Raw genomic sequence first — 18,444 nt, 5'->3', positions numbered from 1 at the left:
GCGCTTACTTAAATGCGCTCTCCAGTCTCACCAATGAGAATGAAATCCCCCTCCCACCTTCTAGGCGGGATACCAATTCGAAAGTTTGTTTCCTTCGATGAAGTTGGAAATCCGAATTTTCGAGATAGACTAGCGATCACCTCATCTCCATTCTCAAGGGAAACTGAAAAGGCCATCTTCTTTCCTTCAAAGTCAGGCCCATATTCCCAGTAAACATCTCCGAACCCTAAAACGTTATTCACTCTAGCTCGGAATTCTTCAACCGAAACATCTGTGCAACCAATCAATGCCTGTTCCAGGCGATCAAGGTTATGGGCGACCCGAAGCGGGTGGTTCTTTCGGTTAATCACAACTACACCTCCTCATGCCTTAACGACGGGTATGCAATTTCGAAACTGATCGAATTACCCAAGCCTTCAACGGCTTCATCAAGTTCTTTCAGTGCCTGCCACTCCATCAAGCAAACCGAAAGTAGGTTGAACTCAGCCAACCCTTCCACATTGAATTGTTCTCTTAAACAATCGTACAGCTCATCAAAATCATCTTGACTTCGGCAAGCCATCCATATTGTTGAATTTCCTGACTTATCTTTCCACTCAACGTCAAGAACGTCATTTTTTTCTTCTCGCGTATCAAACAGAACATCGCCAAACGACAATCCCTTCACAAAGAAAGGATAAGACTTAACAAACAATCCTTCTCCGAGAACCTTGAACCAAAGATATTCATTTGAAACCGGTGGCCAGCCGTTCAGACATTGAAGTTTAACTGGTATTTCTAAGCAATCTTCCGCAGTCATCGCACTGCACCTCTTTATTGATCATCCAATGCAGGTTCATCTGATGAACTTCGATCATTGTTTTGTCGATTTTGCAACAGTCGTGCCGAACAGTTTTCCGATTTATGATCCGGTTTTCATCATATGCTATGATCCAAAGATAGATTTAAACAAACGGATGGCCACTGTTTTTGCCCCCGAATGTGCACCCGTTCAATGGCCATCTTGAATAAGCTTTTCCATAATTTTGGTGTCTTCTGCTTCAAGAAATTGCGCTCGCTTTTCTGGGGTCCGCCGGGCAAGCGCATCCAGCCAGTTCTGATATCCCGTCGCAAAGAGCTTATGTCCGCGCGTCGTTAAATCACCAACACGTACAACAAATGTCTCATCAACATCTTCAATCTTCTCTGCCAAAACCCGGGTGGTAAGGCCGTTTTCAGTAAAAAATTTCGCCATCACCCAATAGCTGGGCCTAAGCTCTTCAAGGGTATAGGGCATGACGACACCAGCGATTGTTCTTTTCCTTGACAAGGCGCGGCCGAGGTCTTCCAAAGGAAAATCAGGCCCCACCTTTTCAAGACGCTTTGCTTGAGCGTCAAAATCAAAATTTTTCACGGGTCTTCGATCCTCTTCGGCAATATCCGTACCCGTGTCCACAAGGTACCCAGTGTCTCTATCTCGTACAAGGGTACCGCCCGCATTGCAGAGATTGGCATGCGGATAGGCCAGTCGCTGCTCGGTTCTATTGGTGAGGAAGCTTCAAATGCCCACCATATCACACGGTAGCTAATTTCAGCCCATGCTCGATTGGACCTGCCATGCGTCGTTTCCATCGCGCCTTTCAAGAACGGTGCCATTCCGGGGGACATTCAACACGGACAAGGAATTATCCCATTCCAACAAATGGCCCAAACCAATGACTTTTCCAGAGTCCGCCCCGAAATGGTCTTTTTTCCCACACATGAACTCGATTGGGAACCCTTCTTCCCTAGCGATAAAGAGCACCGGCCTCGATCTGGAAAAAACATGCTCACAAACAATACAGGTCGTGTTTTTAGGCAGATCGCCAAGCGTTTCTTTCGAACCTTGCAACGCGTTCTTAGTATTCATTGACAGCTCTAGGTTTCACTTCCTTCACCTATTTTCCCTAATCTACATCCTCACCTTCTACGCCACTCATTTTGATAAATAAAGGTCCTGCAGAATGTAGAGATGGCCGCCGCGCGGCGTTGGCTGGGCGTCTGGTTCTGTCGACGCTGCACACCTCGTCGCCATCAACATCCATTGCGCGCCTGACGGCTATGGGGGTGCCGGAGTATTCTGTTCACGACGTGTTGATCGGGACTCTGGGCCAGACGCTGGATCACCGGAGAGAGCGGGCTTTGGTGCCGGAGGTTTGGTTGCCGATGAGCGGCTAAAGTAAAAACTTTGGTGTGTCGGAGTTGGTTTTCTCAACCGAAGTTATTTTTCGTTTCGTTGCACCCCGTGACAAGGGCCCTTATAAAGCCCCAACGGGAGTTGCCAGCTTCCGCTAAAGGCGGCTACCGCAAGTTCTTGTCTAAAAAAGCCTTTAATTCATCTGGGGGCAGATTTGCGGTCAACCCACCCGGATCCAGTTCGGAAATAGCTAGCTTAATGCTTTCTGCGCTTTTGTTTACTAAATGAGACTGGTAGTAACGTTTTGCAGAAGAATACCTACGCAGCTCGCGGCGCTGAGACGCGCGAAAACCGTGAGCGAGCTGCTCCAGGGTATCGAAATCGAACGCTTCCCAATCGCCTGGAACCAGAGAGCATGCAAGCAGCTGACAGAATTCTTCGTGTTCATCTTCCATTTTCTATCGTTTTTTTGATCCTAAGTACTCTGATGAAAGTAATAACCCACTTGTTGAACTAGGGAAGCTCTCTAGGATAGACGGGTGGTATACCCCTCCGTCAAATTGTAGATTTTGAGAAACGTTCTTGTTCTTCTGAAAGAGCCAGATCATTGTCTTCTCTTATCAAAATCGACCTACCTACCCCACCTTTATGGTCAATAGTGGCAACACATAAACCGTCCCATCCAATCACCCAAGCTCCATCGTCTTGCGACAATTCACAGAACAGCTGATCTACTTGCTGAGGGTAAGCCAACTCGGAAACAATCGTGTTTTGAGGAACTCTCATATCGCCGTCATTGATAGATAGCTCGTCTGTTTCTTGATTGAACAGCCAAACATGACCAAGAATACCTACACCTTTGTGCCACAGATAAACCACTACCGACTGTTCGGTAGATTCAGCCACTATAGATTTACCGTCGGCTTCCCAAAGCGTCCAAGTGCCGAGTTCCATCATACCCTTCCAACAATCTAATCGCCCGTGTTTGTCATCTTGATGCTGAGCACCTTGCGCAGACGCCCAACAAAGGTCAACAAAGTGGTCTACAATTGGATCGTTCGGCATTTGTTTTTAAACCGGCGGCGGCGATGAGGTTTTCCTTCGCGAAATCACCGTATTTACATGGGCCTTCTCACCGGAACTCCCAGCTGCCACTTTATAGCCCTGTATCCATCAATTCCTTGATCTGTGCGTTGGATGTGCCTGCAACGACGCGGCCCAGCTCATCGTCGCCACGCAGCACAATCAACGTGGACCGCCGGGGGATATTTCGAAACACGGTGACTTCGTGGTTCTTATAGGTATCCCAATCAACCTTCACGAAGGTCATGGCATCGTCATAGGCTGGATCTTCGGCACGCAAAGAGTTGATCACGCGTTCCTGTCGCTTGCAGGTTCCGCACCACGTGGCGGAGTAGTCAACGAACACGGTTTTACCGTCTTCTAGCGCGCTTTCGATCACGCCGGGGCTGTAATCGACGAAGTCCGCGGAAAAGACGGAAACGGGTGCGATGATGGCCGCGAGGGCAAGGGCAAAAAGCGAACGACGGTTCATGGTTTATCCTCCGGTTACAGGGTGACAGACAGGTCTTGAAGCCAGATCGGCATAATGTTCAAAAGCCATCCTTCGATGACGTGGTGAAATTGAAAGAAAAGCATGGCCCCAACCACGACGAAGGTCACGCCGATGATTGGTTTTGATCGGGATGCCAGCCCCCGTAGTGATTGCACTTTCGTTCGGATCGCCTCGCGCGCACCCAGTCCAAGCCCCACGATGATTGTTGATACGCCCAAGGCAAAGGCGCCCATGATCAGGGTCACAAATCCCAGATTCTCACCCTGCGAAGCCAACGCGATAGCGCCACCCAGGGTTGGACCGATACATGGTGACCAGACCGTGCCCAGCAACAGTCCGCCAAGAAACTGTCCGCGCAACGAACCGGAGTTCAGGTCGTTCATGCGCGCGTCAGCCCCCGCCGCGACCCCCGCCGTAGCTGTTTCAAACCGCGACGCGAACATGGGCACCAACAAGATCAAGCCAAACACCATCATCAAGACGGCTCCAATTTGCGCCAGCACGTCCTGTGTCAGGCCGATGCTGGCCCCGAATGCCGTGACCAACACGCCAAAGGTCACGAAGGATACGCTCATTCCTGCGGCCAAGGCCAAAGGACCGGCCTTGTTGGCATTCAATGCCCCCACCAAAACGATGGGCAGAACCGGCAAAACACATGGATTGATCAGTGTCAGAAGCCCGGCGATGTAAGCAAAGATAAATTCCATTTTGCGTGTCGATTACCTGTGGATATCTGAGTGCGTTTTAGTCCCTGAGGCTCGTTTGTACGTGACAGTGTCACAAACGGCTTCTTCACGTTCCCGTGAACCTTGTTTTGGCCCACGATTTCCTTGATTTGCGATTATTACTCATTCATATTCGAATACAAGAATTTAATTGGAGGGACCTCATGCCACTATCACGCCGCAGATTCGTCCGAACGGCTATTTCTGCCCCTTTGGCGCTGTCCCTGCCCCGTTTTGCGATGGCGGACCTTTCCATCGGTTCTGCAACTCTAACCACGGTAAGCGACGGGTCACTTACTCTGCCGGGCAGCTTTATATTCGAACCGATGCCACAGGATGAACTGGCCCCCGTGCTGGCCGAATTCGGTGTGTCCTCCGAACGCCTGACGCCGGAATGCAATCTGGCGCTTTACCGCGACGGTACGAATACGGTGCTGTTCGACGTTGGCTCGGGCCCGGACTTCATGCCCACGGCTGGTGCCGTTACAGACAGTCTCGCCGCCATTGACCTGGCCCCCGAAGACATCACCCATGTGGTTTTCACGCACGCCCACCCGGATCACATCTGGGGCCTGTTAGACGAATTTGACGACCCGCTCTTTTACAATGCCACCTACATGATGGGCCGGGCCGAATGGGATTACTGGTGGGACCCGGAAACGGTCAACACAATTGGTGACGCACGCGCAGCCTTTGCAGTTGGGGCCAAGCGCCGAATGCAGGTGATCGAGGACGCGGTGGTGCGCTTTGACGACGGGCAGGAAATCCTGCCGGGTATCGCCGCCCTGTCCACCCCGGGACACACGCCGGGGCATATGGCTTTTGAACTGCGCAATGGCACGGACAGCGCGCTTGTTGTCGGGGACGCGATTGGCAATCACCACGTGGCCTTCCGCAAACCGGATTGGGAAAGCGGCGCGGATCAGGATCCGGCCTTGGCCGTAACCACGCGTAACATGTTGTTCGACCGTCTGATGGCGGAACAAATGACGCTGATCGGATTTCACTTACCGAATGGCGGGATCGGCCGTGTCGGCCAAGACGCCAACGGATATCGATTCCTGGAGGGACAATGATGCGCTGGCTTGTCCCCCTCGTCGTCGTCGCCCTGCCCGTTGCGGCAAGCGAGGATATTGCCGACCAATATCCCGGTTCCCCCCTTTATTCCAAACCGATCGAAGTCATCCCGCATGTCTGGTCGGCCATCGGGGCAACGGCCCCACCCACCTACGAGAATACGGGCCACAACAACAATCTCAGCTTTATCGTAACCGGTGACGGGGTGATCGTGATCAATGGCGGCGCGGCCTATATCCTTGCCCGGGCCCTGCATGAGGAGATCAAGGCGGTCACGGACCAGCCGGTTAAGCTGGTCATCGACGAAAATGGTCAGGGCCATGCGATGTTGGGCAATTCCTATTGGGCGGAACAGGGGGTACCGATCCTGGCTCACGTGGATGCCGCCCACGAGATTGCGGAACGCGGCAATCGCATCCTTGAGGGGATGAAACGGTACAACCAAGACAAGGCCGCAGGCACATTCGTTGCTCAACCAACCGAAACCTTCGAGGATCAGCGCATTATCGAAATGGGCCGCTTCCGGATCGAAGTGCTGCACCTGGGTCCCGCGCATGGCCCCGGCGACACGCAGGTTTGGCTGCCCGAACAAGGCCTTGTGATTGCCGGTGACATGGCCTTTCACCAACGCATGTTGCCAATTTTCGAAGGCACGATCGTGCTGGATTGGATCGAAACATGGGACACCGCTTTCGAACCCCTTGGTGCCACATATGTAATCCCCGGCCACGGCACGCCCACAAATATGGACCAGGTGCGGCGATACACGCGCGACTACCTTGTCTACCTGCGCGAACAGATCGGCGCTCATCTGGAAAATGACGGCAATCTTGCCGAGGCTTACTACATTGATCAAAGCCCCTATGTTCACCTAGACACGTTTGAAGAACTCGCCACGCGCAACGCAGGCCGTGTCTATGAACAGATGGAGTTTGAGTGACCAAAACCTGGGATTTGACGGCCTATGCTTCGCAGGGCGACCCATTGGTGGCACCAGATGGGGCGTGCCTGTTTCGGCCCGGCGACGAAAGCCGCGCCTTTCTGATCGTTAAATCCGGGGCCGTGCGGGTTGAACAAACCAACAGCGCCGGACGCACCGTGGTTTTGTATCGTGTCGCTGCAGGGGACAGCTGCGTTTTGACCACCACCTGCCTTTTGTCGGAGAAGCCTTATTCGGGATATGGCTATGCCGAAGGCACTGTGCACGCCATCGCCATTTCCCCCGACAGGTTCCGCAGCCTTCTGGCAGACGACCCGCAGTTTCAGGAACTGGTTTTCCGTGGCTTCGCCGCACGCGTGGGCGAGTTAACGGCCGTGATTGACGACCTGTTGGAACACCGCACCGACCTGCGGCTGGCGCGGTGGCTTGCCAACCGCGGCGTGGGCAAGCTGCAAATGACCCAACAGGAGGTAGCCCAAGAACTTGGGACCGCCCGCGAAGTTGTCTCTCGCACGCTGAAATCCTTTGAAACTCGTGGCTGGATCCGTTTGGGACGTGGCACGCTGACCGTGTTGGACGCAGACGGTTTGCGCCGATACGGAAACATGTCGTGAAATGTGACTCAGTCACTGTAAGCCGACGCGTTTCCTGATTGTTTGCCCGCACAGCAAACCTGAAAGGACCGTTTCATGACACGCAATCTTGGACAAATGGATCGTATCGCCCGTTTGGTAGTGGGCGCATTGCTGATCGCGCTGGCGGCGCTGGGAACAATTGGCATATGGGGCTATCTGGGCGTCATCCTTGTGGGTACGGCATTTATGAACTTTTGCCCGATCTACCGCGTGCTTGGCCTGAAAACATGCCAAGACTGCTGATCAAAAGGCTGCTTTGGACATTGGGCGTTCTATTGGCTGCAACCGCGATGCTCACCCTCGCGACGGTCGCTGCGTTCTCGGCCGCGCTGCCCCACAGCAACGCGGCTTTGATCGCGTCTTTTTGATCCACATCAAGGACTTATCGGTCATCGCAGCCTAGGCCATCTGCAACGGAAGGTGGTCAGCGATGATGGAAGGTTTGATTGATCAGTTCGGTGAAGGCAGGTTGATGTTGGCCACAGGTGCCTTCGTCGGCATCGTGTTCGGCTTTGCGGCATACCGGTCCAATTTCTGCCTGCGCGCCGCAACCGTAGAGGTGGCCGAGGGGCACGTGGGCGCGCGGCTGGCGGTCTGGCTGATTGCGTTTTTCACCGGCCTGACAAGCGTTCAATTGGCCGTTGCAGCGGGCCTGCTCGATGTCAGCGACGCCCGGCAATTGGCCAATACGGGATCGCTGTCCGGCGCGGTTCTGGGCGGGTTGATGTTTGGGTCGGGCATGGTACTGGCCCGCGGCTGTGCAAGCCGTTTGCTGGTCCTGTCGGCCTCTGGCAACCTTCGGGCCATCGTGACGGGCTTGGTATTGACACTGGTGGCACAGGCCTCGTTGCGCGGGGCACTTGCCCCTCTGCGCGAGGACCTCACCGCGCTATGGACCATCAAAGGCGGTACAGCACGGTACCTGGTTTCACCTGACACCGCAGCGACGCCGTGGCTGGTCATGGCGTTGTTTGGTCTTCTAGGCAGCAGCATTGTCTTTGGCCTGAAGCAAAAAGCAAAACCGGCGGACTTGCTGTTTGCCAGCCTTGTGGGGCTAACCATCTTCGCAGGCTGGCAGTTAACCTACCTGATTGCGCAATCTTCGTTCGAGATCGTGGCGATCCAATCCATCACATTCACCGGCCCGTCAACCGATACCCTGATGGCGTTCGTCAATGCGCGCACCGTGCCACCAAGTTTTGGACTGGGCCTTGTGCCCGGGGTGTTCGGGGGGGCCATGCTGGCCGCAATTATGCGCGGCGAGGCCCGCATTCAACGGTTCGAACTAGACGTCCCGATGGAGCGTTACCTGCTGGGCGGTGCGTTGATGGGCTTTGGCTCAATGCTGGCTGGCGGCTGTGCCGTTGGGGCCGGCCTGACCGGCGGCGCGGTTCTGTCACTAACGGCATGGCTGGCTGTGTTCTGTATGTGGATTGGCGCGGTTGCCACCTACCGGGGTCTTCAGAAGGGGCTGCCCAGACAAACCGCCTGAGCCCTTTATTGCGCGGCAATTGGCATGCGGGCCAGTTCACATTGCGTCCAGAGGTGTTCCAAAGCCGCGACCAGGTGTTCGACATCCTGTGCCGAATGCACAGGTGAAGGTGTAATACGCAAACGCTCTGTTCCCTTGGGAACGGTCGGGTAGTTGATCGGCTGAATGTAGATCCCGTGCTCGCGCAGCAACGTGTCCGAGATAAATTTGCATTTCACAGGATCGCCGACCATGACGGGAATGATGTGGCTGGGATTGTCGATATGCGGTAAACCGATCGCATCCAGCCGTGCCCGTACATCGGCAACGCGCGCCTTGTGGTCCTGTCTTTCGGTATTGCTGTGCTTGAGGTGGCGGATCGAAGCCGCCGCCCCAGCCGCAACCGATGGTGGCAAGGCGGTTGTGAAGATAAAACCACTGGCAAAAGACCGCACGAAATCGCAAAGCTCGGCAGAGGCCGCGATATAGCCCCCTACCACACCGAAGGCTTTGCCCAACGTGCCCTCGATCACCGTCAGCCGATCCATCAGCCCTCTGGCCTCGGCAATGCCGCCGCCGCGCGGACCATAAAGGCCAACGGCGTGCACTTCGTCCAGATATGTCATCGCGCCATATCGATCTGCAAGGTCGCAGATCGCGGCAATGGGAGCGATGTCGCCGTCCATCGAATAGACACTTTCAAAGGCAATAAGTTTGGGCTGGTCGGCAGGAAGCGCAGCAAGCTTTGATTCGAGATCAACCAGATCATTGTGGTTCCAGATCACGCATTTGGCACGTGAATGGCGGATCCCTTCGATCATCGACGCGTGGTTGAGCGCATCCGACAGCACAACGCAATCAGGAATGCGCGCGGCCAAGGTACCCAACGCAGCCCAGTTCGAGACGTAGCCGCTGGTAAACAGCAGCGCCGCCTCCTTGTTGTGAAGATCCGCCAGTTCGGCCTCGAGCAGCACATGATCGTGGGTCGTACCCGAGATGTTCCGGGTGCCCCCAGCGCCCGCGCCGGTTCGGTCCAACGCTTCATGCATGGCCGACAAGACCTTTGGATGCTGACCCATGCCAAGGTAGTCGTTCGAGCACCAAATGGTCACATCCCGATCACCATTGTGGCAAGTGGCACGCGGAAACGCACCGCGGTGGCGTTCCAACTCGGCAAATTCGCGGTAATTCCCGCTGTCGGGCAGGGCGTTCAGCTCTGCGCGAAAGAAGTCTTCATAGTCCATCAACTGCCAATCGCTTCGGCCACGATCTGTTGCATCAGGTCTTCGACCGCCTGCATCGTGCCATCTGGGTAATCCTTGTGGCCGACGATCACACCCTCGTCGTTTTCCAAGACGAAAATTCCATAGGGGCAATGCGTGATGTTCATCGGGTCTTTCTCCATGACCTGCCGCGACACAACGGCCGAGCAGAACAGGAAGATGTCAGCGTTTTTGAAGATCATCGCGTCGCTGCCAACATCTGCGCCCGTGCGGTTCAGCATCTCGCCCACATGGCTGACATAGTCGATGACCAATCCTTGGCCGACAATAGCGCTTTCGACGGCGAAAGTCGCGTCGTCAAACGTGCCATCGAAAGGATAGGTAAAGGCATCACCAGCCGTCAAAACCGCCGGCGATGCCAGTCCAATTGCAGCACTCAATAGGAATGATTTCATTGTATTTCCTCCTCTTGCATGCTGACATTCTACGCGCGAATTACGCCCAAATCCTTGATGTAAATCAACAACTTGGGCGCATTCCGTGACAGGTTAACCCATCATGTCAGTGGTGATGCCGGTGTACCAGCCCTCGGATTCTTCGTAGGTTGCCTTCCGCACGTCCGAAGTTTCCCCTGTGGCCGAGATAAAGCCGTCAACCTTGGCGATCTTTTCCTGTGTCGCCTCGTAGGTTGCACCCACTTTCACACCGTCATTCGGTGCGATCAAAGACCAGCAGGTGTTCGAGAACTTGGCCGGGAAAACCTTCGAGCCGGTCAGCGCTCCACGCACAGCATTGGCGCAGACCTTGGCCTGACTGTTGGCCGAGAAGCCCGATTTCGGCATGTCGCCTTGCTGCGATGCGTCACCCAATACGTAGATGTCGGCATCTGCCTTGGTCGACATGTCCGCTGCATTGACAGGAGCCCAATTGCCATCCGTCACACCGGCCAGTTCCGCGATACGCCCTGCCTTCATGGCCGGGATAACGTTGCAGACGTCAACATTGGTAACTTCGCCGTCGATGGTCAGCGTCATCGCACCTGGATCAACCGACACCTCGCCACCGCCGAAGTCACTGCCTACCCAGTCAACCATCCCCGCATAGTGGTTGTTCCAACCCTCCTGGAACAGCGCCATTTTCGAGAACTTCTCTTTCGGGTCCGCGACAATGATCTTGGCGGTTGGGTTATTCTGCTTCAGGAAATGCGCCACCATCGACACACGTTCGTAGGGGCCCGGCGGGCAGCGATAGGGATTGGGCGGTGCCACCATGGCAAAGGTGCCCCCCTGCGGCATCGCCTTCAGCTGCGCTTTCAGCAGTTCCGACTGCGAACCGGCCTTATAGGCGTGCGGCATGGCGTTTTGCGCGCTCAGATCCCAGCCCTCGACCGCGCCGTCGACAAAGTCGATACCCGGCGACAGGATCAGCTTGTCGTAGGGCACGCTGCCGCCACCGGCAAGCGCCACGGTCTTGGCGTCACGATCCACGCCCACGGCCCAGTCGTGAACGACATTCACACCGCCTGCGGCCAGACCGCCATAAGTGTGGCCAATGTCGCTGATCTCTTTGAACCCACCAAGGTACAGGTTCGAGAAGAAACAGGTGTAATACATGCGGGTGGGTTCAATCAGCGTTACGTCGATCTCGCCCTTGCTGTCCTTGGCGATATAGCGCGCTGCGGTGGCCCCGCCGGCCCCGCCGCCCACAACAACCACGCGCGGCTTGCCATGACCGCCGGCCTTGACCATTGGTGCGGACAGAACCGCGGCAACCGCTGCCGTGGATCCGATAAACTTCCGTCTGTTCAGTGTCATAGTTTCCTCCCTTAGTTCGCTATTATTCTTCCAGCGTTGCGAAATACGCAGCCAGTGCCGCGATTTCTTCTGCATTCAGCCGCCCTGCCATCATCTGCATCACCGGGTTCGGGCGGTCTTTGTTCTTGTAAGCATGCATGGCGATGACGAAGTCTTCCTCAGGCCACAACACGATGGACGGGATGCCGTCATCGCCCCCAGTGGCCTGGTGGCAAGTGGTACATTCACTGCTGAGATACGCGCCGTATTCTGGGTCTCCCTTCAGCGCCAGAATGGCGGGATCGAGGTTGTGATCCGTGGCCGTGGCAGTTGGGTCCGCTTCTGGAATATCGGCCGGGTTGTCCGAGAATTGGCGCAGATAGGCGATGACGTTCAGACGATCCTCGGCATCCTTCAGCCCTTTGAAGCTCATGCGCGTACCGCTTGCCATGGCGCGCGGGTTCTCAAGGAAAGTGTCCAGTGTATCGGCGTGCCATTCCAGCCCACCTGCCCCGACCCGAACCAACGCTTTGGAATACCGGAACCCCTCGTGGCTGGCGGCCTGCCGCCCGAAAATACCATTCAGATGCGGACCGATGCGGTGCTTGGCCCCCTCGCCCAGCTGATGGCAACTTTTGCATTGTTTATAGACTTTTTCGCCGGCCTCTGGGTCCCCGAAATCATCCGCAGCCGCAGCGGTGCACAGCACCACTGCAGACAGCAAGATCGAAAGGATGTTGCGACGTGCCATTCTTTATTCTCCGAGCGACGCCAGATAGGCGATGACAGCCGTCAGATCGGTCTCTTTCTTCAGGCCGGAAAACGCCATCTTGGTCCCCTTCATGTAGGATTTTGGCTTGGCCAGAAACTCGGTCAATGCCGCCTCGTCCCAAACGCGCCCCTCTTCCAAGGCAGCCTGGAAAACTTTGGAGTATTTGAACCCTTCAACGCCCCCAATTGTGCGCCCAACGATGCCATTCAACTGTGGGCCCGAGGCGTTCTTTGCCCCTTCACCCACCTTGTGGCAGGCGGCACATTTCTTGAAAACCTTCTGGCCGTCGGCAATCAGGTCTGCCCCGTCATCCGCAAGTGCTGCCGGAGCAGCGGTGTCCTGGGCGACGGCCTGCGTTGCCTTTGCACCTTCCGGGATGAAGGATGGGCCCGCGGCAGTGAAACTGGGCAGTTCCTCGCCCGCGGCGTGATTCATAACCGAATTCGATCCCCCTTCGGGCGGTGTTTCAACCAGAAAGACCGAACGCATGGTGATCTTGACCTCATCCTTGCAGTTTTCCATGCAAGGCTCGGACCGCCATGCGGCGTATTCCAGATCGGGCCGATCATCGATCACGAACCCGTCCATGTTGTACATGTTGAAATCGGCGAAGTTTTCGTGGTTCAGCTCGAAATCCTCATCCACCAGATCGTTGGAATACAGAATATACGCGACAATCGCATAGGTCTCGTCTGCGGTCAGGGTCCCGGCCTCGCCAAATGGCATCGAACGCGAGATATAATCCCAGGCTGTCGAAAGATGCGGCCAGTAAGAGCCAACGGTTTTAACCGGATCCTCGTCGCCCAGCGTGTCAAAGCCGCCCGCAAGAACAGGCCAGTTATCCACGCCCTCGGCGAAATCCCCGTGGCACGAGGCGCAGCGGTCGGCAAAGACCTCTTCGCCGGTCCAGACATCACCTTTGCCTTCGGGCAAACCGCGCCCATCGGGCAAAACATCCACGTCCCAGGCGGCAATCTCTTCAACCAAAGCCGCACGGCCCAGACCATAAGCGCCTTCAGCCTCCGGGGCCGGTGCGGTCAAATTGGAACCGGTCGCCACACGCAACGCCGCAGCGGCCTGAATCTCGGCAATCTCGGCCTCCAGTTCGCCAACACGGGCTGCTTCGGCCTGTCCGGTTGCGCGGGCTTTCTCGGCCCGCTCGGAGACCTGAACGACCTGCCGCTCAAGGGTGGCGATCTGGTTGTCGCCATAGTTGCGTTCCGCCACCACCACGGCGACGGCCAGCATCAGGGCCGTGCCCCCAATTGCGGGAAGGAAAATCTGACTAAGAGGTTTCGACATTCTCGGCGATCCCTTCTGCGCTGACGTACCAGGTTTGGATACAGTTGTTGTGGTAAACGGCGTTTTCACCGCGCTGCTCGCGCAGTTGATCCTTGGTGGGCTGAACATAGCCGGTCTCGTCCATCGCGCGGGCTTGCAGCAGCATCGGCTTTCCGTCCCATTGCGTGTCGAGGTAAAACCGGGTGAGCGCCTTGGTGTCACCCTGCTTGCCCAGCCGTGCGGTTTCCCAGGTGATGCCGCCATCTTTGGAAACATCCACGCGGGTGATCTGCCCATGGCCTGACCATGCGAGGCCAGAGATGACCAGCGGTCCGGCCCCATGTTTGATCGGCATTTGGGGGCTGGGCGAGGTGATGACAGATTTCGCATCCATCACCCATGTCCATTTGCGGGCGGTGCCGTCTTCGTAGACATCGGTGTATTTGCTGGTCTCTTCGCGGCTTTCGACAGCGACGTCGGTCACTTCGATCCGACGCAGCCATTTGACCCACATATTGCCTTCCCAGCCAGGCACAACCAGCCGCACCGGATAGCCATGTTCCATTCGCAGGGCTTCGCCATTGGCCTTGAACGCCACAAGCACGTCATCCAGCGCCTTTTCCATCGGGATCGAGCGGCCGTTCGACGAAGCATCGGCCCCTTCCACATACACCCACTTGTCGGGCGAGATATCAGCGCCGGCTTCCCGCAAAAGCGTGCGCAGCGGAATACCCGTGTATTCCATGTTATGGATCATGCCGTGGGTAAACTGAACGCCGTTCAGCTGCGCACCGGCCCATTCCATACCGGTATTGGCGGCACATTCGCAGAAATAGACGTGGTTTTCGCGTGGGAACCGCTCCAGATCGTCATAGGTAAAGACCAGCGGGCGATCGACCAGCCCGTTGACCATCAGGCGATAGTCTTCCTTGCGCAGCTCGATCGCGCCGGAATGGTGACGTTCAAACGCACAGCCCTGCGGCGTGATTGTGCCATCCAGCGCGTGGATCGGCGTGAAGTTGATCGACGAAATGGGCGAGGCTGTCAGCCATTCCACATTACGCCGCACCACGTGGCTTTCAAAGCTGATCGGCATGCCATAAGGCGTTTCGTCCACACCGGCCCCGGTATAGGATGCCCAATCCTGCAGCTCGGTGATCAGTGGATCAGGTCCTTGTGCGGCGGCCGTACCAGCGACGGTGCCCGCAGCAGCAGCCGCGCTGCCGCGTAAGAAAGCCCGACGGGACGGTTTGAATTTCTCACCCATGTCTCGAGGTCTCCAGTTTCCTTAAACGCCAACCACGTCGACGCTGTTGTTTTCGGACACCGTGACGGTGCCAAGCTTGCGAATATGGCTTTCAACCACATCCCAAATCTGCGGGCCTTCAGTGCCCTCGTTCACACTGGCCCAACCGGCCACTACGTAATTTCGTGCGGGATCAATCGGTTCGCCGGTTTTCAGCAGTGTCATGTTCGAAATGCGCTGGCCTTGCGGTTTCGAAACGTCGATGCGATAGCCAAGCCCCCCGGTGCGCACCATGTCGCCGCCCTGCTGGTAATACGGGTCGGGGTTGAAGATGTTATCGGCCACATCCTCCAGCACCACTTTCAGGAATTCACCCGTGAATTCCGTGCGATAGGCCTGACCATAGCTCATCGAGGTCACGCCAAAGATATCCTCACGCGTGATGTCCTGACCGGGGATCAGTGACGGCCCCCAACGCACTCCCGGGCTGAGGGCAATTTCGGCGTCACGTTCGCTCAGCAACGCGTCACAGATCAGGTCGTCCCACGTTCCGTTGAAATTACCACGGCGGTACAACAGGCTGTCGGTCTGCCCGATCACCTCGGCCATCTCGGCCGCGTAGGGTGCGCGTTCGGCATCGATCAACGAGGCGACCTCGGCATCGGGTGCAATCACGTCGGAAAAGATCGGGATCAGCTTGCTGCGGTATCCCATCATGCGCCCGTCACGGATGTCCAAATCAACGCGGCTGACAAATTTGCCGTTGGACCCCGAGGGTACGATAATCGTCTGCCCCACCAGTACCGGCTCAGGCAGTGCGTCGTGAGTGTGCCCCGACAGGATCACGTCAATCCCAGGTACAACGCTGGCCATCTTCTTATCGACGTCAAAGCCGTTATGGCTGAGCACAACCACGCACTCTGCCCCGGCGGCACGGACTTCCTCGACCATGGCAGCCATGTTTTCATCGCGGATACCGAATGAATATTCAGGAAACATCCAACGTGGGTTGGCGATGGGCATGTAAGGGAACGCCTGCCCGATAACCGCAATCTTGGTGCCGCCGCGTTCAAACATCTTATAGGGCGGGAAAAGCTCGGCCGGTTCGTCCCATTCAACGTCGAAAATGTTTTGCCCCAGCGCGGCAAAAGGCAACTGTTCGACCAACTCATGTACCCGGTCACTGCCCAGCGTAAACTCCCAGTGGAACGTCATCGCGTCGGGTGACAGGGCGTTCATGACGTTGAACATGTCCTGTGCCTGCGTCTTCCAGGTGGTGTACGAGCCGTGCCAGGTATCACCACCATCCAAAAGGATCGCATCGGGCCGATCGGCGCGGATCGCCTTAATGACGGTGGCCACGCGGTCCAGACCACCAACCCGGCCATACCCTTGTGCCAGGGCCGAAAAATCGCCCGAGCTGAGCGCGTAATGGCTGGGGCTGCCATCATCAATACCGTAAAGCTTGCGGAAATCTGAGCCGGTCACATGAGGCACTGCGCCCTTGTTGCCGCCCACCCCGATATTGATCGACGGTTCGCGGAAATAGATCGGTTTCAGCTGCCCATGGATGTCCGTGATGTGGATCAGCGAGACATTGCCAAAAGTGTCAAACTCCAGCAGCTGATCCTGCGTCAGCGATTGTTGCGCTGCCAGCCGCGCCCAATTGCCAAATCCGGACCCGCCAACGATGGCCGAAGCAGCCATGCCTACCTGTAGAAAATCGCGACGCGAGATCATGTCTTTTTGGGCTCCTCAAGACACATTCGCATAACTGAATGTTATGCAGGAGAAAAGGGCCCCACACGGCATGCAGGGCCCTCGAAAAGGTTAGTTTCGGACAGACGGTCCTTCGACGCTCAAACCGTTGCCGCGCGACGCCACGTAAAGCTCCAGCGCGATGAACTCGGGCGAACCGGGTGCAAAGGTTTCTGCGCGGGTATCACGCACACAGCCTTTGAACCGGGCATGAACAGAGTTCAGCTTGGTGTTCTTCAAACGATAGGTCGGAAAACCATTGATCTGCCCCTGGCTCAGGTGATCGGCGCGGATCATCAGGCCATAGCTATCTTCGTGGCAATTTGCGCAGGACAGCTCCAACTGACCCGTGCGGGTATAGTACAGCTCTTTGCCCGCTTCCCACGTGGACTGTGCCGGGCCGTCAATGGCCACGTTAACAGGCATGCCGCGAGACACCGACGATATCAGGGCCACCATATCGGTCATGTCGCCGCCTGTGTATTTCCACTTTTCAGCGCCCATGCGGGTCTCGCGGCAGTTGTTGACCTCCATCTCAAGGGTGGTCACCATGCCCTTGGCTTCGTTCCATTTTGGATACACCGCGCGAATGCCAGCCAGGGATTCGGCTGCACCGTGGCAGCTGGCACAGGATTTACCCTCGCTGCCCTCTTCAGTGTCCCAGGCCGCCAATGCGTTTTCAACGCCCAGCATGCCGGGATTGTCGAAGTCATCCATCTGGACGGCTTGTGTTTCATCCGAGCGGAAACGCCATCCGGAATAGATCGTATCGATATACTCCATATGGCTTGGCGCGGCAGCCTCAGTGATGATCGTGATGTCCCCGTTGATCGTCAGCTGATCGGTGTCAGGGTCGGCCCAAACCGGCCCACAGGCGATGCTGAGCGTTGTAACGAGGCCAATCGTTTTTGCTTTTAGCTGCACGTCATTCCTCCCTGATTAACGCGTTGGCTTGCTGATCTTGATCAGCTCACGGTGATCTTTTTAGCCGTGTCGTAGACGTCGCCGTCATCGTCGTACCAAGTGAACGTGAACTCGCCGCTTTCCGGTACAATCGCCTCGAACTCGAAATACGGGTTCGTCGAAATAGCGGGTTCCAGCGTCACGTCGATCACGTTTTGGCCGTTAAAGTCAGCGGTGAAACGGTTGATGATCGAACGCGGAATGATGTTGCCATCATCGTCTTTGCGCTGCCCGCTTTCCATCTTGTGGCTGATCAGCGTCTTGATTGTGATCGTGTCGCCAGCGGCCGCTGTTTTTGGGACTTTGACGCGTGGTTTTACACCAGATGCCATGATGTCTCTCCTGTCTGTGCGCCTTGTCTGAGCAAGGCGAAATCCGTTGGGATCAGCCGCCGCAGCCGCCGATCGTCACCTTCACCTCGGCCTTTGCCATTTGGAACGAACCGTCTTCCATCTTGGCAATCGCCACAACATTCTGGGTCTGCGCCAGACGAATGCGGGTCGAAGCACTGCGCGAGGCGCTGAGCGGCCCAAATTTGAAGGTCGCCACGTTTGGAACGGGGTTGCCATCGGCATAAAGCGTGATTTCAACGGCGCCCGGCGCTTCGACGCCAATCGGAACGGTATTGCCGTTTTCGGCGATCTCTGGCGCGGTCAGCGTAACCGAACCCTCGCCAATATCTGCACCGCCGGTCAGCTCCGCGATGGCATCGTCAGTTAAGCTGGCGAATGCGGGTACAGCGCCCAGGCTCGCCATTGCCAATGCACTCGTTCCGAGCGCCAGCATTTTTCGCCGTGTTAGGTCCATGGGAAAAACTCCATTCCTCGAA

25 protein-coding genes are annotated in these 18,444 nt (G+C 56.3%); 7 read left to right on the top strand and 18 right to left on the bottom strand.

Going from position 1 to position 18,444, the window contains the following annotated elements; genetic code table 11:
* Window positions 1–8: 8 nt before the first annotated feature.
* From ACMU_RS19220 to ACMU_RS05445, 4 genes are all read right to left on the bottom strand, one after another.
* Window positions 9–350, bottom strand: a complete 342-nt coding sequence (locus ACMU_RS19220; RefSeq protein ID WP_152544520.1) for a hypothetical protein — start codon at window positions 348–350, stop codon at window positions 9–11.
* A 2-nt stretch (window positions 351–352) separates the two neighbouring features.
* Window positions 353–799, bottom strand: coding sequence for a DUF4265 domain-containing protein (locus ACMU_RS05460; protein WP_152544519.1), 447 nt, complete (start codon window positions 797–799; stop codon window positions 353–355).
* 192 nt (window positions 800–991) lie between these two features.
* Window positions 992–1,435, bottom strand: coding sequence for a hypothetical protein (locus tag ACMU_RS05450; protein ID WP_236626201.1), 444 nt, complete (start codon window positions 1,433–1,435; stop codon window positions 992–994).
* Window positions 1,436–1,570: 135 nt separating this feature from the next.
* Window positions 1,571–1,888 carry a hypothetical protein gene (locus tag ACMU_RS05445; protein ID WP_152544518.1) on the bottom strand — a complete coding sequence of 106 codons (318 nt, stop codon included), beginning with the start codon at window positions 1,886–1,888 and terminating at the stop codon, window positions 1,571–1,573.
* A gap of 119 nt (window positions 1,889–2,007) precedes the next feature.
* On the opposite strand from ACMU_RS05445, the gene ACMU_RS19215 reads away from it, so the two are divergent.
* Complete coding sequence (locus ACMU_RS19215; protein WP_161635626.1) at window positions 2,008–2,196, top strand: ATPase, T2SS/T4P/T4SS family; 189 nt, start codon at window positions 2,008–2,010, stop codon at window positions 2,194–2,196.
* 123 nt (window positions 2,197–2,319) lie between these two features.
* Here the strand turns inward: ACMU_RS19215 and ACMU_RS19210 are convergent, their stop codons facing one another.
* The 4 genes from ACMU_RS19210 to ACMU_RS05430 form a co-directional block, all read right to left on the bottom strand.
* Window positions 2,320–2,610, bottom strand: coding sequence for a hypothetical protein (locus ACMU_RS19210; RefSeq protein WP_152544516.1), 291 nt, complete (start codon window positions 2,608–2,610; stop codon window positions 2,320–2,322).
* 100 nt (window positions 2,611–2,710) lie between these two features.
* Window positions 2,711–3,109, bottom strand: coding sequence for a hypothetical protein (locus ACMU_RS19205; protein ID WP_161635625.1), 399 nt, complete (start codon window positions 3,107–3,109; stop codon window positions 2,711–2,713).
* A 202-nt stretch (window positions 3,110–3,311) separates the two neighbouring features.
* Window positions 3,312–3,710 (bottom strand): thioredoxin family protein, encoded by a 399-nt coding sequence (locus ACMU_RS05435; protein WP_035256965.1) that lies wholly within the window; start codon window positions 3,708–3,710, stop codon window positions 3,312–3,314.
* Window positions 3,711–3,724: 14 nt separating this feature from the next.
* Window positions 3,725–4,438, bottom strand: coding sequence for a cytochrome c biogenesis CcdA family protein (locus tag ACMU_RS05430; RefSeq protein ID WP_035256962.1), 714 nt, complete (start codon window positions 4,436–4,438; stop codon window positions 3,725–3,727).
* A gap of 182 nt (window positions 4,439–4,620) precedes the next feature.
* Between ACMU_RS05430 and ACMU_RS05425 the strand changes: the two genes are divergently transcribed.
* The 6 genes from ACMU_RS05425 to ACMU_RS05405 all read left to right on the top strand — a co-directional run bounded on the left by ACMU_RS05425 (window position 4,621) and on the right by ACMU_RS05405 (window position 8,600).
* The gene (locus ACMU_RS05425; protein ID WP_035256958.1) at window positions 4,621–5,532 is read left to right on the top strand and encodes an MBL fold metallo-hydrolase; all 912 of its coding nucleotides are present in this window, start codon (window positions 4,621–4,623) and stop codon (window positions 5,530–5,532) included.
* A complete protein-coding gene (locus ACMU_RS05420) occupies window positions 5,532–6,473 on the top strand; it encodes an MBL fold metallo-hydrolase (RefSeq protein WP_407636988.1) in 942 nt (313 codons plus the stop codon). The genes ACMU_RS05425 and ACMU_RS05420 overlap by 1 nt, the downstream gene beginning before the upstream one ends.
* Window positions 6,470–7,087, top strand: a complete 618-nt coding sequence (locus ACMU_RS05415) for a Crp/Fnr family transcriptional regulator (RefSeq protein ID WP_051587999.1) — start codon at window positions 6,470–6,472, stop codon at window positions 7,085–7,087. The genes ACMU_RS05420 and ACMU_RS05415 overlap by 4 nt, the downstream gene beginning before the upstream one ends.
* Window positions 7,088–7,162: 75 nt before the next feature.
* On the top strand, window positions 7,163–7,351 hold the full coding sequence (locus ACMU_RS05410) for a YgaP family membrane protein (protein WP_035256953.1): 189 nt from the start codon (window positions 7,163–7,165) through the stop codon (window positions 7,349–7,351).
* Window positions 7,336–7,476: a hypothetical protein gene (locus tag ACMU_RS19695; RefSeq protein WP_236626200.1), complete on the top strand. Its 141-nt coding sequence runs from the start codon at window positions 7,336–7,338 to the stop codon at window positions 7,474–7,476. The genes ACMU_RS05410 and ACMU_RS19695 overlap by 16 nt, the downstream gene beginning before the upstream one ends.
* A gap of 65 nt (window positions 7,477–7,541) precedes the next feature.
* Complete coding sequence (locus ACMU_RS05405) at window positions 7,542–8,600, top strand: YeeE/YedE family protein (protein ID WP_236626199.1); 1,059 nt, start codon at window positions 7,542–7,544, stop codon at window positions 8,598–8,600.
* Between the two features lie 5 nt (window positions 8,601–8,605).
* On the opposite strand, the gene hemA is transcribed toward ACMU_RS05405, so the two are convergent.
* From hemA to soxY, 10 genes are all read right to left on the bottom strand, one after another.
* A complete protein-coding gene (gene hemA, locus ACMU_RS05400) occupies window positions 8,606–9,823 on the bottom strand; it encodes a 5-aminolevulinate synthase (protein ID WP_035256949.1) in 1,218 nt (405 codons plus the stop codon).
* On the bottom strand, window positions 9,823–10,257 hold the full coding sequence (locus tag ACMU_RS05395; protein ID WP_035256947.1) for a hypothetical protein: 435 nt from the start codon (window positions 10,255–10,257) through the stop codon (window positions 9,823–9,825). Before ACMU_RS05395 ends, hemA begins: the two co-directional genes overlap by 1 nt.
* 93 nt (window positions 10,258–10,350) lie before the next feature.
* Window positions 10,351–11,616, bottom strand: a complete 1,266-nt coding sequence (locus ACMU_RS05390) for an NAD(P)/FAD-dependent oxidoreductase (RefSeq protein ID WP_035256944.1) — start codon at window positions 11,614–11,616, stop codon at window positions 10,351–10,353.
* 22 nt (window positions 11,617–11,638) lie between these two features.
* Window positions 11,639–12,346: a c-type cytochrome gene (locus ACMU_RS05385; protein ID WP_035256941.1), complete on the bottom strand. Its 708-nt coding sequence runs from the start codon at window positions 12,344–12,346 to the stop codon at window positions 11,639–11,641.
* A gap of 3 nt (window positions 12,347–12,349) precedes the next feature.
* The gene (locus tag ACMU_RS05380) at window positions 12,350–13,669 is read right to left on the bottom strand and encodes a c-type cytochrome (protein ID WP_035256939.1); all 1,320 of its coding nucleotides are present in this window, start codon (window positions 13,667–13,669) and stop codon (window positions 12,350–12,352) included.
* Window positions 13,653–14,915 carry a sulfite dehydrogenase gene (gene soxC, locus ACMU_RS05375; protein ID WP_035256937.1) on the bottom strand — a complete coding sequence of 421 codons (1,263 nt, stop codon included), beginning with the start codon at window positions 14,913–14,915 and terminating at the stop codon, window positions 13,653–13,655. Before soxC ends, ACMU_RS05380 begins: the two co-directional genes overlap by 17 nt.
* A 21-nt stretch (window positions 14,916–14,936) precedes the next feature.
* Window positions 14,937–16,634, bottom strand: a complete 1,698-nt coding sequence (soxB, locus tag ACMU_RS05370) for a thiosulfohydrolase SoxB (RefSeq protein WP_035256935.1) — start codon at window positions 16,632–16,634, stop codon at window positions 14,937–14,939.
* Window positions 16,635–16,724: 90 nt separating this feature from the next.
* Window positions 16,725–17,531 carry a sulfur oxidation c-type cytochrome SoxA gene (gene soxA, locus ACMU_RS05365; protein WP_236626211.1) on the bottom strand — a complete coding sequence of 269 codons (807 nt, stop codon included), beginning with the start codon at window positions 17,529–17,531 and terminating at the stop codon, window positions 16,725–16,727.
* 86 nt (window positions 17,532–17,617) lie between these two features.
* The gene (gene soxZ, locus ACMU_RS05360) at window positions 17,618–17,947 is read right to left on the bottom strand and encodes a thiosulfate oxidation carrier complex protein SoxZ (RefSeq protein ID WP_035256931.1); all 330 of its coding nucleotides are present in this window, start codon (window positions 17,945–17,947) and stop codon (window positions 17,618–17,620) included.
* Window positions 17,948–17,999: 52 nt separating this feature from the next.
* Entirely contained in the window at window positions 18,000–18,422 is a 423-nt protein-coding gene (gene soxY / locus ACMU_RS05355; protein WP_035256928.1) for a thiosulfate oxidation carrier protein SoxY, read from the bottom strand.
* Window positions 18,423–18,444 lie beyond the last annotated feature (22 nt).

Origin of the sequence: Actibacterium mucosum KCTC 23349, from assembly GCF_000647975.1 — a bacterium.
In the GTDB taxonomy this organism is placed as follows: Bacteria; Pseudomonadota; Alphaproteobacteria; order Rhodobacterales; family Rhodobacteraceae; genus Actibacterium; species Actibacterium mucosum.
This window is presented reverse-complemented; position numbering and strand designations above follow the sequence as displayed.